The sequence below is a fragment of the Stenotrophomonas maltophilia genome (genome assembly GCF_013464485.1).
Classification (GTDB): Bacteria; Pseudomonadota; Gammaproteobacteria; order Xanthomonadales; family Xanthomonadaceae; genus Stenotrophomonas; species Stenotrophomonas maltophilia_AW.
The window spans coordinates 21,248-34,982 of sequence record NZ_RAUX01000003.1; the positions used below are offsets into that span (position 1 = coordinate 21,248).

General features: G+C 67.4%; 16 protein-coding genes. 9 read left to right on the forward strand and 7 right to left on the reverse strand.

The genetic code is table 11. From position 1 onward, the window contains the following. Positions 1-37: 37 nt before the first annotated feature. Both D7Y61_RS01630 and D7Y61_RS01635 read left to right on the forward strand, forming a co-directional pair. Positions 38-1,174 (forward strand): metallophosphoesterase, encoded by a 1,137-nt coding sequence (locus D7Y61_RS01630; protein ID WP_180864717.1) that lies wholly within the window; start codon positions 38-40, stop codon positions 1,172-1,174. A 72-nt stretch (positions 1,175-1,246) separates the two neighbouring features. Continuing rightward, positions 1,247-1,651, forward strand: a complete 405-nt coding sequence (locus D7Y61_RS01635; protein WP_180864718.1) for a hypothetical protein — start codon at positions 1,247-1,249, stop codon at positions 1,649-1,651. 9 nt (positions 1,652-1,660) lie between these two features. On the opposite strand, the gene D7Y61_RS01640 is transcribed toward D7Y61_RS01635, so the two are convergent. From D7Y61_RS01640 to D7Y61_RS01660, 5 genes are all read right to left on the reverse strand, one after another. Next, positions 1,661-2,299: a ferric reductase-like transmembrane domain-containing protein gene (locus tag D7Y61_RS01640; protein WP_180864719.1), complete on the reverse strand. Its 639-nt coding sequence runs from the start codon at positions 2,297-2,299 to the stop codon at positions 1,661-1,663. A 115-nt stretch (positions 2,300-2,414) separates the two neighbouring features. Next, positions 2,415-3,149 carry an HvfC family RiPP maturation protein gene (locus tag D7Y61_RS01645; protein ID WP_180864720.1) on the reverse strand — a complete coding sequence of 245 codons (735 nt, stop codon included), beginning with the start codon at positions 3,147-3,149 and terminating at the stop codon, positions 2,415-2,417. Then, positions 3,142-3,987, reverse strand: a complete 846-nt coding sequence (locus D7Y61_RS01650) for an HvfB family MNIO-type RiPP peptide maturase (protein ID WP_180864721.1) — start codon at positions 3,985-3,987, stop codon at positions 3,142-3,144. The genes D7Y61_RS01645 and D7Y61_RS01650 overlap by 8 nt, the downstream gene beginning before the upstream one ends. Before the next feature lie 55 nt (positions 3,988-4,042). Further along, entirely contained in the window at positions 4,043-4,519 is a 477-nt protein-coding gene (locus D7Y61_RS01655; protein ID WP_180864722.1) for an HvfA family oxazolone/thioamide-modified RiPP metallophore, read from the reverse strand. 101 nt (positions 4,520-4,620) lie between these two features. Beyond that, positions 4,621-5,265: an HvfX family Cu-binding RiPP maturation protein gene (locus tag D7Y61_RS01660; RefSeq protein ID WP_180864723.1), complete on the reverse strand. Its 645-nt coding sequence runs from the start codon at positions 5,263-5,265 to the stop codon at positions 4,621-4,623. A gap of 294 nt (positions 5,266-5,559) precedes the next feature. Between D7Y61_RS01660 and D7Y61_RS01665 the strand changes: the two genes are divergently transcribed. The 6 genes from D7Y61_RS01665 to D7Y61_RS01690 all read left to right on the forward strand — a co-directional run bounded on the left by D7Y61_RS01665 (position 5,560) and on the right by D7Y61_RS01690 (position 11,491). Then, positions 5,560-6,354 (forward strand): alpha/beta fold hydrolase, encoded by a 795-nt coding sequence (locus tag D7Y61_RS01665; RefSeq protein ID WP_180864724.1) that lies wholly within the window; start codon positions 5,560-5,562, stop codon positions 6,352-6,354. 3 nt (positions 6,355-6,357) lie between these two features. Then, positions 6,358-6,903 (forward strand): redoxin domain-containing protein, encoded by a 546-nt coding sequence (locus D7Y61_RS01670; RefSeq protein ID WP_180864725.1) that lies wholly within the window; start codon positions 6,358-6,360, stop codon positions 6,901-6,903. A 57-nt stretch (positions 6,904-6,960) separates the two neighbouring features. Continuing rightward, complete coding sequence (locus D7Y61_RS01675) at positions 6,961-7,701, forward strand: response regulator (protein WP_180864726.1); 741 nt, start codon at positions 6,961-6,963, stop codon at positions 7,699-7,701. Then, complete coding sequence (locus D7Y61_RS01680; RefSeq protein ID WP_180864727.1) at positions 7,698-9,011, forward strand: sensor histidine kinase; 1,314 nt, start codon at positions 7,698-7,700, stop codon at positions 9,009-9,011. Before D7Y61_RS01675 ends, D7Y61_RS01680 begins: the two co-directional genes overlap by 4 nt. Positions 9,012-9,139: 128 nt before the next feature. Next, positions 9,140-10,153, forward strand: coding sequence for a hypothetical protein (locus tag D7Y61_RS01685; RefSeq protein ID WP_180864728.1), 1,014 nt, complete (start codon positions 9,140-9,142; stop codon positions 10,151-10,153). Between the two features lie 78 nt (positions 10,154-10,231). After that, a complete protein-coding gene (locus D7Y61_RS01690) occupies positions 10,232-11,491 on the forward strand; it encodes an MFS transporter (protein WP_180864729.1) in 1,260 nt (419 codons plus the stop codon). A 4-nt stretch (positions 11,492-11,495) separates the two neighbouring features. Here the strand turns inward: D7Y61_RS01690 and D7Y61_RS01695 are convergent, their stop codons facing one another. Then, the gene (locus tag D7Y61_RS01695) at positions 11,496-12,443 is read right to left on the reverse strand and encodes a nucleoside hydrolase (RefSeq protein WP_180864730.1); all 948 of its coding nucleotides are present in this window, start codon (positions 12,441-12,443) and stop codon (positions 11,496-11,498) included. Between the two features lie 152 nt (positions 12,444-12,595). Here D7Y61_RS01695 and D7Y61_RS01700 point away from each other — a divergent pair, with 152 nt between their 5' ends. Then, positions 12,596-12,928 (forward strand): hypothetical protein, encoded by a 333-nt coding sequence (locus D7Y61_RS01700; RefSeq protein WP_180864731.1) that lies wholly within the window; start codon positions 12,596-12,598, stop codon positions 12,926-12,928. A gap of 31 nt (positions 12,929-12,959) precedes the next feature. Here the strand turns inward: D7Y61_RS01700 and D7Y61_RS01705 are convergent, their stop codons facing one another. After that, the gene (locus D7Y61_RS01705; RefSeq protein WP_180864732.1) at positions 12,960-13,679 is read right to left on the reverse strand and encodes a GntR family transcriptional regulator; all 720 of its coding nucleotides are present in this window, start codon (positions 13,677-13,679) and stop codon (positions 12,960-12,962) included. Positions 13,680-13,735 lie beyond the last annotated feature (56 nt).

The window sequence follows — 13,735 nt, forward strand, 5'->3', positions numbered from 1 at the left end:
GCAGCCGTCACCATGGCGGGCCCGCTTTCTTCACCGGATGGTTGCAGTGCTGAGTACGATCGGTTTGTTGATGGGCCTGTATGTGGCCTGGCGCCTGTTCTGGCCGCTGCGCATGCCCACCTGGCTGAAGGCCGTCCTGTCGCTGCTGCTGGTGGGCGTTGCCGTGCAGTTGCGCATCGTGGCCATGTTCTGGGGCACGATGGCGTCGCCGGAGATTCCAAAGCTGGCCATCGCCACTCTGGCCACCGGCTCCACCGCGGTGCTGCTGCTGGCATTGATGATGCTGGTGCTGGACGCCGGCCTGCTGCTTTCGCGTCTGCTGCGCTGGCCGCGCGCTGCATCGGCCCTGCATGGCACCAGGCTGCGCCCCGTGGCCGGCATGCTGGCCCTGCTGGTCAGCGGCTATGGCGTCAGCCAGGGCATGGCCGTTCCGCAGCCTCGGCAGATCGAAGTCGCCATCAAGAACCTGTCGCCCGCGTTCGACGGTTATCGCGTGCTGCAACTGACCGACATCCACGCCAGCCGCCTGCTGACCGGCAAGTGGGTGCGCAGGGTGGTGGACCAGAGCAACGCGCTGAAGCCGGACCTGATCGTGATCACCGGTGATCTGATCGACGGCAGCGTCGAGGCCCGTCGCGACGACGCACGTCCGTTGGCCGATCTGCAGGCGCCGGACGGCGTCATAGCCATCACCGGCAACCACGAGTACTACGCGCAGTATCAGGACTGGATGCAGGCGTTCCGCGCGCTGCACATGCAGGTGCTGGAGAACAGTCATCTGAAGGTACGACGCGGCGATGCGGCGCTGATCATCGCCGGTGTCACCGACCCTGTGGCAGCCCGCTATGGCCTGCCGTTGCCGGACCTCGAAGCCGCGCTGGCCGGCGCCGATCCGTCCGCTTCGGTGATCCTGCTCGATCACCGTCCGCGCAATGCGCGCGAGGCCGCCGCGCGTGGCGTGGCGCTGCAGCTGTCCGGGCATACCCATGGTGGACAGATCATTGGCATGGACCAGCTGGTGAAGCGGGCCAACGGCGGTTATGTCTCTGGCCGCTACGACGTGGAGGGCATGACCCTGTACGTGAGCAACGGGGCCGGCTTGTGGGCCGGTTTCCCAGCACGCATCGGCGTGCCTTCGGAAATCACCCTGATCACGCTGCGCCGCGCCCCGTGACCTGAAGTGGGGTCAGATCCCTTTCCCTGCGGKAAAGGGATCTGACCCCTGACAAGCCACATGGAAGGAACCATGTCCCATACCCGCATGCCGATGGAACGCCTGATCCGCGCCAATGCGGACGAGATCAACCGGCTGCGCCAGGCCATCCGCGAAGCCGCTGGCGCGCGCTGGCGTGGGCCGGAAGAAATGCAGCGACATGCGGCAGCCTGCGCTGAGTACAACCAACGCTATGAACAGCTTGCGTTCCCGGGGGGCTACGCCAACGCACTCACGCAACTGGCTGAGCACGATCCGAATACGGTGGATGTCGTGCTGACTTTCCTCGAGGTGCGGCCGTACTTCTTCCGTTCCGGATACATGTGGAGGACGCTGCTCAAACGCGTGCAGCGTGTGCCGATGGGCGTAAAGCAGCGCGCAAGGATGAAGAAGATCCTTGATGCCTACGCTGCCTATCGTGCTGGGAACCCTCTGTAGAGCCGATCCCTAGGAACTCCGCAGCGCCTGCCTCGTATTCGCGTTCCGCCGCAGCGACTGCGCCCGCTTGGCGATCGCGCGCACCACGAAAGAGGTGAACAGCAACGCCGAGGGCACCGCGTACCAGAAGTTGCCGGGCACGCGCTTGAAGTACGAATAGGTGAACACTGCGGCGATGATCCACATGCCGGTCACGTGCAGGCGACGCCACGCGGTGGGGCCCATGCGGCGGGCGATGCCGCGGTGCGAAGTGATGGCCAGGGCGAGGATGGCGACGTAGCCCACTGTGCCCGGCAGGTTGGTCAGAGCCGAGCGCGCTGGCCAGAACGCAGGGTTGAGGATGCCGAAGGTGGTGATCGCCACTGCATGCAGCAGGTGTGAGAACGCGAACGACAGGCCGACGATGCGACGCTCGCGCAACAGGAAGCGGGTGAACGGGCCGGGCAGCAGGCTGGCGAACGAAGATGCGGTGAACGCAGCCAGGAACAGCAGGAACGATGTGCGTGCCGTGACCCGGATCGCCGCGCGGCTGCCCTCGACCACGTCGGGCTGCAGGGTGAACGCCGCCAGTGCGAAGGCGATCAGGACCACGGCGATGGACACGAACAGGCGCCAGCCGTGCAGGAAGGACGTATTGGAAACAGCCATGATCAATCCTCGAATCAGGAAATGGGTGGCACCGGCCTCTGGCCGGCCAAGAAACGGGTAGTGCGGGCCACTGGCCGGCCAAGGAAGGGGTAGTGCCGGCCGCTGGCCGGCATCCTCAGCAGTCGTTCGTCACAACCAGTACGCCGGCCGTGCACAGCTCGCCCAGCAGCGGAATGCAGGCTGTGCGCAGTTCGTCGGCGGCCACGCCATGCAGATCGGCCAATTCCAGCAGCGTGTCCTCCACACGGGCGCCGTCATCGCCGAAGGCCGACAGCAGTGCGTACGCCAGCGGCGCCAGTTCCTCGACCCGCAGGCTGAAATCGTCCAGGCGTCGCAGCAGCAGCAAGGTGGGCATCGTGGGCGGTGCATTGCCCAGCATCGGATCCTCATGCACAGGCCACTGATAGCCGAGCACCCGCACCAGTGGCGACAGTGCCAGCACGCTGCCTGCCTGTCCGGCATGCAATCGCCGCTGGCCGGCGTCCCGCGCTTCAACGTGCAGTGCCTGCTGTGTGCCTTCGTAATGCGCCAGTTCCGCAGCCCAGGCCGGCAGCGCGAGGTCTGCCTGCACCGCCAGCCACGCGGCGAACTCGCCGGCGATCTGCGGGAACAACGGCGTGTGACAGGCATGCCGCGCGTAGTAGTGCTCGACGGTATCGCGCCAGCAGGCATCGCCCAGCTGCGCCTGCAGGCGCGGCAGGCTGCCTGCCAGCAGGCTGTCCAGGCTGTCGATGCAGAGGCGGCGGTAGACCGCCATCCGCCGCGCTTCGATGCCCTCGGGTGCGGGCATCGAGGGATCGCGTACATGGTCGGCCCAACGCTGCTGCAGTGTCGCCAGCGACTCAGCCATGGGCCACCTCGGGCAGCAGCACATCGGCTTGCGCCTGGCGGATCTGCCCGACCTCGGCCAGCAGCTCGGCCAGAGGAGGGAAGTTGAAATCACGTTCCAGCAGGGTGGGGCGCACGCCGACATGCGCATACGCCTCGCGCAGCAGGCCCCACACCACACCCTTCACCGGTGCGCCATGGGTGTCGATCTTGAAACCGTCGTCCTCGTCGAAGTGTCCGGCCACATGCAGCGAGGCAACGCGATGGGCTGGCACGCGGGACAGGAAATCGAAGGCGTCATAGCCGTTGTTGCAGGCGTTGACGAAGACATTGTTGATGTCCAGCAGCAGGTCGCAGTCCGCTTCGGTGAGCACCGCGTTGATGAAATCGATCTCGCTCATCTCCGCGTCGGGCACCGCGTAGTAGGAAATGTTCTCCACCGCGACGCGCCTGCCCAGCGCGTCCTGCACCTGGCGGATGCGGCCCGCGACGTGGTGCACCGCTTCGTCGGTGAACGGCAGCGGAAGCAGGTCGTAGACATGGCCGCCGGCAGTGCAGTAGCTCAGGTGTTCGCTGTACAGCTGCACCTGGTGCAGGTCGAGGAACGCGCGGGTCTGCTCCAGCAGCGTGCGGTCCAACGGGTCCGCCCCCCCCAGCGACAGCGACAGGCCGTGGCAGGTCAGGCGGTGGCGCTCACTCAGCTGGCGCAGCGCGGCGCCGTGGGCACCGCCTACGCCGATCCAGTTGTCCGGCGACACTTCGAGGAAGTCGATGGCATCGGACGGCATCGCCAACAGTTCATCGATCAGGCCACGGCGCAGGCCAAGACCGGCGCTGGCGGAAGGCAGGGGCAGGGACATGCGCGGTACTCCAGGGCAGTGGCGCCGCCACGAGGGCGGCGCCGTTGAAGGGCGATCAGTCGTTGACGCGGGAGAACAGGCCCTTCGGCATCGGCTTGCCGTGGGCGGTATAGACGCTGCGCAGGTAGTCGTGCGCTTCCTGTTCACTGATGTAGCCGTCGTGGTCGGTGTCGATACGGTCGAATTCGGCGGCGCGCTTGGCCGCCACGGCGTTGAACTCGGCACGCGAGACCCGGCCATCGTGGTCACGGTCGGTGCGGGCAAACGAAGCGTCGCCGCACTTGCCTTCGCCACACTGGCCTTCGGCCACCTTGGCCTTGCCGGCAGGCTTGCCGGTGGCGGCCTTGCTGGCGCCGCACTTGCCTTCACCGCATTTGCCTTCGGCCGCGGTGCTCATGGCCACGGCACCGATGGCCAGGGGCTGCATCGCGGCGGCCTGCCCGGCCAGCAGCAGGCCACCGGCCAGGGCGATACCGATGGCGCCGATGCGCGGCAGACGGGAAGCAGCAGTGTTCTTGGTCGAGACGGACATGGTGATGACTCCTTGGGATTGGCACGCAGGGCGTGCGGGATGGACGCCGCTTGAAGGCGACGGAAACGAAGGGAAGAAGCGCGGTGAAGGAACGAAGCGGATCAGGCGTTGCGGCAACGGCGCAGTACGTAGCCCACCAGCAGGGCGCCGCCGAGCAGTGCGCCACCGAAGCCGATACCGGGCAGCAGCGCGGCGACCGGCAGAAGCAGGGCGATCAGGCTCACGCCCCAGCCGAGGCCGTCGTTGCCCGCCGCGGCGCGCTGCGGGCCGGTCAGCACGCGGTCCAGGCTGAGTGCACCGCCGCCGTTGAGGATCAGCGGCAGCAGCATGGCCAGGAACAGCAGTGGCAGCTTGAAGTTGCCGTAGCCCTGATCGGTGATTGCGTAGCCCTGCCAGAGTTCGCCCAGGCCGTTCCACTGGTCCGGCCAGTGCACGGCGGCGATGGCAACAAGGGTCAGCACCCAGAAGACGTAGGCCACCGAGCGCGTGGCCAGACCCAGCAACAGCATCACCGCGCCCACCAGTTCCAGCCAGGTGGCCAGTTGCCAGTTGAGAGACGCAGGCAGGGTGGAGAACGGGAACGGGAAACGCCCTTCCAGGTCGGCGAACCAGTTCTGTCCGCCCAGCTTCTCGCGGCCCGATTCAAAGAACTCCCAGGCCAGCAGGGTGCGCAGCGCCAATGGCGAGAGCCAGCGGCCGACGGCGTCCAGGCGGGGCGTATACACGGAAGAGGCGGTGCTGATCATGGTGGTGTCCTGCGGGCCAGTGGTCGATGGAGGCCATTTCGAGCCACGCAGGTATCGGCAACGTGTGCCGTTGCCCGGGGTTTTGTCAGCGACTGTGGCCGCTGCAGGGGTTTCGTACAGTCAGATACAAAGACGCCGTGTCGGGCGTTCGCCGGGCCATGCCCGGCGGCCGAATGTATCGGACTGTAGGAACCGGCCGCCGCCCTACAGTCCGGTACAACTCGGCGCCGCAGCGAAACAGCAGCGATACACCCACAGGCGGAAATGGCCACTCCCAACACCGGAGCGCTACCCATGATCCGTACCACCCTGCTCGCCGCTGCCCTCGCCCTTGCCGGCGTCGCGACGCCCGCGTTCGCCGCCGATGCCGATGCCAGCACGCCGCCCACCGTCATCCTGGTCCACGGCGCCTTCGCCGATGGCTCCAGCTGGAACAAGGTCATCACCACCCTGCATGACTGGAAACTGCCTGCAGTGGCCGTGCAGAATCCGCTCACCTCGCTGGCCGACGATGTGGCCGCCACACGTCGCGCGATCGCCGCCGCGCCCGGCAAGGTCGTACTGGTCGGCCACAGCTGGGGCGGCACGGTCATCACCGAAGCGGGCAACGACCCCAAGGTGCAGGCGCTGGTGTATGTGGCCGCGTTCGCACCGGATGCGGGTCAGTCATCGGCACAGCAGGGCGAGGGCTATCCGGTCGGCCCGGGCCTGGCCCGCCTGCAGGAAAAGGACGGCTACCTGAGCCTGCCGGCCGATGCCATTGCGCAGGATTTCGCACCGGACGTGATGAAGAAGGCCGCTGCTCTGCTGTACAGCACGCAGGTGCCGTTGAAGGCCAGCGCGCTGGGTGAGGCGGTGACCACCGCAGCATGGCGCAGCAAGCCAAGCTGGTATGTGCTCAGCCGTGATGATCGCATGCTGTCACCGCAGCTGCAGGCTGCCACCGCAAAGCGTATTGGCGCGCAACTGCAATCGATCGGCAGCAGCCACGTGTCGCTGCTTTCGCACCCGGCGCAGGTGGCTGACAGCATCCTGGAAGCCGCAGGCGTGAAGCCCGCCGAACTGCCGTTGGCCGAGCAGGGGGGCTGAACGATGGCCGCGCTGCGTGCGTACGCACTGCCATTGGCGCTGGGCCTGCTGGGTGGGGCGGCGCTGCTGGTGGCCTGGCCCAGCCCGGAGGCCGGCGCGCAGCCGGCGCAGGCCGCTCCTGCCGCCGGGTTCGATGGCGGTGGGCCGTGGCACAACAGCCCACCGCTCGCGTTGAATCAACTGCGAGGGCAGGTGGTACTGGTCGAGTTCTGGACCTACACCTGCAGCAACTGCCTCAACGTGGCGCCGCATGTGCACCAGTGGCATGCACGATACGCGCGACAGGGCCTGCAGGTGATCGGCGTGCATACACCGGAGTTCGCCTACGAAGGCCTGCCCGGCAATGTGCGCAAGTCCATCGCGCGGCTGGACATCACCTGGCCGGTGGTGCAGGACAACCGATACCGGATCTGGAACGCCTGGGGCAACCGCTTCTGGCCGGCGCTGTACCTGGTAGACCGGCAGGGCAAGGTGGTCTACCGCCACTACGGCGAAGGCGACTACGCACGTACCGAAAGCGAGATCCAGCGCCTGCTGGCCAGCCCCTGAGCCGCGCTACCATGGCCGCGCCGCGCGGCCTTGACCTCCGTCTTCATCGAGAACGCAATGAACCACGTACCGCACATCCTTGTCGTCGACGATGACAGCGAGATCCGCCAGATGCTGGCCGACTACCTGCAGCGCAACGGCCTGCGCGTCAGCCAGGCCGATGGCGGCCGTGCGATGCGCGCGCTGATGGATACCCACGCGGTGGACCTAGTGGTGCTGGACGTGATGATGCCCGGCGAGGACGGCCTGAGCCTGTGCCGCAACCTGCGTGCAGGCAAGCATCGTGCGGTGCCGGTGGTGCTGCTGACTGCGCGCGACGATGAAACCGATCGCATCATTGGCCTGGAAATGGGCGCCGATGATTACGTGACCAAGCCGTCCTCCTCGCGCGAACTGCTGGCACGCATCAATGCGGTGATCCGCCGCACGCAGATGCTGCCGCCGAACCTGCAGGTGAGCGAAGCCGGCCGCCAGTTGGCGTTCGGCGAATGGCGGCTGGATACCACTGCACGCCATCTGCTGGATGCGCAGGACACCGCCTATCCGCTCAGTGGCGCCGAATTCCGCCTGCTGCGCGTGTTCCTGGACCATGCCAACCGCGTGCTCAGCCGCGACCAGCTGCTCAGCCTTACCCAGGGCCGCGATGCCGAACTGTTCGATCGTTCCATCGATCTGCTGGTCAGCCGCGTGCGCCAGCGCCTGGGCGATGACGCGCGTGAGCCCACCTACATCAAGACCGTGCGCAGCGAAGGCTACGTGTTCAGCGTGCCGGTGCAGCTGCTGGGGCCGGAGGAATGAACGCCCGCGCGCGCCGCCTGCCGTGGCCGCGCACGCTGTCGGCGCGCCTGCTGCTGGTGCTGCTGGGCGGGTTGATCCTGGCCCATGCGCTGTCCTTCGGCCTGTTGTTCTACGAACGCTACCAATCCACCCGCGGCATGATGCTGCGCAACTTGGACGAGGATGTAGCAGTGAGCGTAGCCCTGCTGGAACACCTGCCGGCCGACCAGCGCCAGGCCTGGGTACCGCGGTTGGAGCGGCGTACCTACCGCTACCTGTTGCGCCCGGCACAGGCCGGCCCGGCGTTGGAAACCGATCGTGCGCGCCAGGTCACCGCCATCATCGATGACAGCCTGGAACACCGCTATCCGCTGCAGGCGCGGCAGGTGGCACGCCTGCCGGAACGTTTTGAAGTGGAGCTGCGCCTGCACGACGGTTCACCGTTGACCATCGAAGTCACACCGTCGGGCCTGCCGCTGGCGCGCTGGCTCCCGGCCGTGCTGCTGGTGCAGCTGGCCCTGCTGCTGGTATGCGCCTGGCTGGCGGTGCGGCTGGCATTGCGCCCGCTGCGGCAACTCTCGCACGCCGTCGAGCAACTGCAGCCTGGCAAGGACGCACCGATGCTGCCCGAAGACGGCCCTGTCGAAGTGGGCACGGCCGCAGCCGCTCTCAATGCGCTGCAGGCGCGCATCCGAGGCCATGTCAGTGAGCGGCTGCAGATTCTGGCGGCCATTTCGCACGATCTGCAGACGCCGATCACGCGGATGAAGCTGCGCGTGGAGACCCTGCCCGAAGATGCCACCCAGCAGCGCCTGCTGGATGACCTGGACCAGCTGGGACAACTGGTGCGCGAAGGCGTGGCCTATGCGCGCAGCAGCCACGTAGCCAGCGGCGCGCCGGTGGCGATGGACCTTGGCGCGTTCCTGGCCAGCGTGGTGGGCGACTATGAAGACATGGGCAAGGCGGTCAGTGGTGGCGCGCCCACAGGCCTGACCCTGCAGACCTGGCCGCAGCCGCTGCGGCGGGTGGTCGGCAATCTGGTCGACAATGCGTTGCGCTACGCCGGAAGTGCCGAGATCGAGGCGGGGCGCGATGCAGCAGGCCGGCCGTGGATCAGCGTGTCCGACCGCGGCCCCGGCATCCCGGAGGACCAGCTGCAGGCCGTGCTGGCACCGTTCCATCGGCTGGAAAGCTCGCGCAACCGCGATACCGGTGGCACCGGGCTGGGCCTGGCCATCGCCGAGCAGCTGGCGCAGTCGCTGGGCGGCTCGCTGCGGCTGCACAACCGTGAGGGCGGTGGCCTGCGGGCCGAATTGCAGCTGCCCGGGTAACTGGCAGGATCGGATCCCTTTGCGGGAGCAAAGGGCTCTGACCCCGATGTGGGATCTGCGACGTTCCTGCATGGCACCGGGATCAGCGATCATCTGCAGCGAGTGTTGAAACCAGGGAGCACCACGCAATGCAGGGACGCCATCCTTCAATCGGGCACGCACGCCATGTCGCGCTGCTGATCAGCGCAGGATTGCTGCTGGCCTGCCAGCGCTCGCCGGACGTACCGGCCGAACAGATACCTGCAGCCCCACCGGCGGTGATGCCGACCGCCAGCGCCGACCTGTCTCCGCTGCTGGATGCGCTGCCGACCTGTGCGCTGGACGGCTGGTACATCGACCTTCAGACCGATCGCCCGGCCCATCCCTGGCTGGCCGCGAACGCGCCGAAATCCTGCAAGGTGGATGAGGAAAACGAGATCGCCACGTTCTGCGTGCGGGGGCAATGGAAAGGATTGCCGGTGGAGGAGGTGATCCTTCCGACGATGACGTTCGTTTCGTTCCGTGGGGCGAAGATCGGCCTGCCGCTGGAGAAGGTACGCTCGATCGTCCGCCAGCAGTTCGGGCAGGATTTCCCGGGCGGTGCGGCCTACGAGGCGGGACGCGAGCCGAAGCTGATGGCCGATCCCGAGGATGCGCAGCGCTCGTGGCTGCTGTGCAGCACGCCGGAACTGGGGTACGACGTGGACAGCGAGGGAAGCACCAGCTATTCCGGCATGAACCTGCCCTACGACCATGACGGTTGCAGCTATCGCTACAGCCCGGTCGATTTCTGCGATGCGCAGCACGTGGCGCGCATTGAGGACGCCCTCAGGAACGAGACGCCCAACTTCAGCCAGCACTACCTGCTGGTGCAGATCGATGATCGCCCCGAGTTCTTCCAGCGCTCGGTGGTGCTGGTCGACACCCGTACGGGTCGTGTCACGCCATTGCCGGTGGATGCTTTTACCGGACCAGCGGAGAAGGGCGGGGACGCCAGCCGCTACGGAACCCTGGAAACGGGCGTGGACCAGCAGCAGTTCTGCCTGGATGGCGCGCTGCTGGTCTATCGCGCGTTCGAGGAGGGGCGGTTCTGCTTCGGCTTTGATGGTGAGCGCTTCACCGGTCACCAGACGCAGTACATGCAGCCGATGGATGGCCGATGACCGGCATTTCACCCCGGCCGTGACACCCTGCCTGGAACCTGCACCCACGGGGACAAGGCTGTTGAAGGCGAACACGCAATGACCGCGGCGCGGCAGCGCTCGATGTGGGTGGCCGGCCTGTCCACCGTAGTGGAGTGGTACGACTTCACCCTGTACCTGTACTTCGCCACGGTGCTGTCGCGGGTGTTCTTCGGCGGTGGCGAACAGGCGCTGCTGGTGACACTGGCCGGCTTTGCGGTGTCCTACCTGATGCGCCCGCTGGGCGCGTTGTGTTTTGGCCATCTTGGCGATCGGCTCGGCCGGCGCTGGATGCTGCTGGCCTCCATGGCCTTGATGGCGGCGGCGATGCTGGCTACCGCGCTGCTGCCGACCGCCGTCACCGCAGGCGCCACCGCCGGCGTGCTGCTGCTGGTGCTGCGCTGTGTGATGGCGTTTTCGGTCGGCGGTGAGTACACCGGCGTGGTGGCCTACCTGCTGGAAAGCGCACCCGTGCGGCGACGTGGCCTGGTGACCTCGCTGGCGTCGGCCGCCAGTGAAGTGGGTGCGCTGCTGGCGGTGGCGATTTCCGCGCTCACTGTCGCGCTGCTGCCCACCCCACAGCTGGACAGCTGGGGTTGGCGCATTCCGTTCTTCGTCGGTGCCGCGCTGGCGCTGGTGATCCTGGTCGCGCGCTCGGGCATGCACGAATCGCCTGAGTTCGAGCGCCAGCGGCGCGACGGCAGCATTCCCGCCACGCCGCTGCGGCATGTGCTGCGCAACCATCCCGCAGCAGTGGCGCGCACCTTCGCGATCTCGGCGCTGGGCTCGATCACCTACTACGTGGGCATCACCTACGTGCCGGCGTTCCTGCATGCGCAGGGGCATGACGAAGGCGACGCGTTGTGGCTGTCGACGATCGCGGCGGTGGCGGTGATCGTGATCACCCCGCTGTGCGGTGCATTGTCTGACCGCGTGGGGCGCCGGCCGATGTTGCTGGGCCTGACGCTGCTGGCGGCGCTGCTGCCGCTGTCGCTGTTCGCATGGATGGCGCAGGCCTCGGTGTGGGGCATCGCGCTGGCGGCGGTGCTGCTGGCCTGCGTGGCCGGTGGTGTAAGTGCGGTCGCGGCCCCGGCCACGGCTGAGCAGTTCCCGGGCGAAGGCCGGGTCAGCGGGTTGGCACTGGGCGTGACCATGGCCACCGCCGTGTTCGGCGGCACGACGCCGTGGCTGGCGCAGTGGTGGGTGGAACGCAGCGGCTGGGCGGCGGCACCGGGCGCGATGATCGCGCTGGTGGCGGTACTGGTGCTGCCGGTGCTGTGGACCCTGCCCGAGACGGTCCCGGGCAGGGCCAGACGCTAGCCGATCAGACCTTCAGGGTCTGCTCGATGTCGGCCAGTACCGCGGCCGCATCCACGCCGATGGCGACGGACTGCAGCACGTGGCCATCCCACACGCTGGGGCCGAAGCCCATGCCTTCCGGCTTCGGAATGGTCATGCCACGGGCAACGCCGTCGGTGGCCACGCGCACGCTGGCACGCTCGAACTGGAACAGCTCCGGACGGGTCAGCGCGATGCAGGCGCAGCAGTCGTGCACGACCATGCCCTTGTGGCCAGCCTGCAGGTAGAAGTCCACGTAGTCCTGCGACAGCGCACGCACCAGCTCAGCATCGGCACCGCCGAGGGCGGCCAGCTTATCCAGGCCATCGCGGTCCATTTCCACGCGGGTGGTCACGTCCAGGCCGATTGCGGTGACCGGCCAATCGGTGGTGAACACCACATCGGCCGCTTCGGCATCGCCCCAGATATTGGCCTCGGCGGCCGGGGTGATGTTGCCGTTGACATGGAAGGCGCCGCCCATGAGCACCACGCCGCGCACAAGGCCGGCGATGTCGGGTGCCTGCTGCAGGGCCAGGGCCAGGTTGGTCATGCGGCCCACCGCGACCAGGGTCACTTCGCCCGGATGGGCGCGGACCAGGTCGATGATCAGCTGCGCGGCCGAGCGCGCATCAGCGGCCACGTCCAGATCAGCCGGAACCGAATGGTTGCCCAGGCCGTTGTGGCCGTGGATATGCACCGGCCAGGCTTCCGGAGTGGCTTCCGGCTGCAGCGGGCCAGCGGCGCCACGCGCGACCGGGGCGGCAAAGCCCCAGGCCTGCTTCAGGTACAGCGCATTGTGCGTGGTCGACTCCACCGAGGCGTTGCCGAAAGTGGTGGTGACGCCGATCAGGTCGATCTGCGGGTGCTTGTGCAGGTACAGCAGGGCCAGGGCGTCGTCGACGCCCGGGTCGGTATCGAAAATGACTTTCAGCATGTTGTTGTTCTTCTTCTTCCGTGTAGTGCGGGGGGCGCCGGCGGCCCGAGGGCAGGCCGGCGCGCTCTACATTGTCCCATCTTCATGACAGGCAGGGCCAATGCCGGGGGGGCAGGCCATAATGCCCCCACGTCCAGGCACGGAGCCGCCGCATGCTGATCGTTGCCCTTCTGCTGGTCCTGCTGGTGCTGGGCCTGAACGTGGTGGCCACCGCGGTGATCATTAGGCGTGAAGGGCTTTCGGCGGGCGGCCGGGCGGTACAGCTGCTGCTGGTCTGGCTGCTGCCGCTGGTGGGCGCGATCCTGTGCATGGCGGTGGCCACTGCCGATGGCTCGGGAAGCCGCGGGGAGGGGGGCGCAAGCTACGACAGCTCCGGTGGGTATTCCGGTGACAACCACAGCCATCACAGCCACAGCAGTTCCGACTGCGGAAGCGGCGACAGCGGAGGGGGCGGTGACAGCGGCAGCTGCGGTGGCGGCGATTGATGAGACGTCGCTGGCCGGCAGCCTCATCCGTTCAGCCGCCGCCTTCGGTGGGCAACGGCGCCGGCACGTTCAGCAGGCCGCCAGCGGCGACATAGGCGGCCAGCGCTTGGCCCTGGCTGAGCAGGTGGCGCTCCATGGTGCGTTCGGCAGCAGCGGCATCACGCCTGCGGAAACACTCCATCAGTTCGCGGTGCTCGGCCAGCGACTGGGCGGTACGGCCCGGCGTCAGCAGCTGGCGGCCACGGTGCATCTTCAGGATGCGGTGCAGGTCATGGGTGATGCGGATCAGCCACGGGTTGCCGGCATAGTGCTGCACGGTTTCGTGGATGAGGTAGTTGTTGCGGTAGTACTCGGCGATGTTGCCCTCGACCGCGGCCGTTTCCATCGCCGCATGCAGGTCTTCCAGCCGTTGTACCCCGGCATCATCGATATGCCGGACCGCCTCATGCGCGCAGCGGCCTTCCAGCATCGCCATCACCGGGAACAGCTGGTTGAGGTCTTCCAGCGTAAGCCGGGTGACCCGCGCGCCACGACCGGCATCGATCTGCACCAGGCCTTCGGCGGCCAGCAGCTTCAGCGCTTCGCGCAGTGGGGTGCGGCTGATGCCCAGTTCTTTGCACAGCGCGGGCTCGTCGATCCACTCACCCGGCGGCAGCCGATAATCGTAGATGCGTTCGCGCACGTGTTCGGCCACCTCTTCATACAGGGGGGCGCGCTTCTTGGGAGAACGCGGGGCGGGAGCGATGGCCATGGTGGAAAGTGTACTGCCTCCCTGCGTGGTACCTGTAATGCGGGCGGGGACGGGTG

Coding starts and splice junctions, on each gene's coding strand:
- D7Y61_RS01680 (WP_180864727.1), top strand. CDS start 7,698: ATGAACGCCCGCGCGCGCCGCCTGCCGTGGCCGCGCACGCTGTCGGCG.
- D7Y61_RS01655 (WP_180864722.1), bottom strand. CDS start 4,519: ATGTCCGTCTCGACCAAGAACACTGCTGCTTCCCGTCTGCCGCGCATC.
- D7Y61_RS01690 (WP_180864729.1), top strand. CDS start 10,232: ATGACCGCGGCGCGGCAGCGCTCGATGTGGGTGGCCGGCCTGTCCACC.
- D7Y61_RS01700 (WP_180864731.1), top strand. CDS start 12,596: ATGCTGATCGTTGCCCTTCTGCTGGTCCTGCTGGTGCTGGGCCTGAAC.
- D7Y61_RS01685 (WP_180864728.1), top strand. CDS start 9,140: ATGCAGGGACGCCATCCTTCAATCGGGCACGCACGCCATGTCGCGCTG.
- D7Y61_RS01635 (WP_180864718.1), top strand. CDS start 1,247: ATGTCCCATACCCGCATGCCGATGGAACGCCTGATCCGCGCCAATGCG.
- D7Y61_RS01630 (WP_180864717.1), top strand. CDS start 38: ATGGTTGCAGTGCTGAGTACGATCGGTTTGTTGATGGGCCTGTATGTG.
- D7Y61_RS01650 (WP_180864721.1), bottom strand. CDS start 3,987: ATGTCCCTGCCCCTGCCTTCCGCCAGCGCCGGTCTTGGCCTGCGCCGT.
- D7Y61_RS01640 (WP_180864719.1), bottom strand. CDS start 2,299: ATGGCTGTTTCCAATACGTCCTTCCTGCACGGCTGGCGCCTGTTCGTG.
- D7Y61_RS01645 (WP_180864720.1), bottom strand. CDS start 3,149: ATGGCTGAGTCGCTGGCGACACTGCAGCAGCGTTGGGCCGACCATGTA.
- D7Y61_RS01665 (WP_180864724.1), top strand. CDS start 5,560: ATGATCCGTACCACCCTGCTCGCCGCTGCCCTCGCCCTTGCCGGCGTC.
- D7Y61_RS01670 (WP_180864725.1), top strand. CDS start 6,358: ATGGCCGCGCTGCGTGCGTACGCACTGCCATTGGCGCTGGGCCTGCTG.
- D7Y61_RS01695 (WP_180864730.1), bottom strand. CDS start 12,443: ATGCTGAAAGTCATTTTCGATACCGACCCGGGCGTCGACGACGCCCTG.
- D7Y61_RS01705 (WP_180864732.1), bottom strand. CDS start 13,679: ATGGCCATCGCTCCCGCCCCGCGTTCTCCCAAGAAGCGCGCCCCCCTG.
- D7Y61_RS01660 (WP_180864723.1), bottom strand. CDS start 5,265: ATGATCAGCACCGCCTCTTCCGTGTATACGCCCCGCCTGGACGCCGTC.
- D7Y61_RS01675 (WP_180864726.1), top strand. CDS start 6,961: ATGAACCACGTACCGCACATCCTTGTCGTCGACGATGACAGCGAGATC.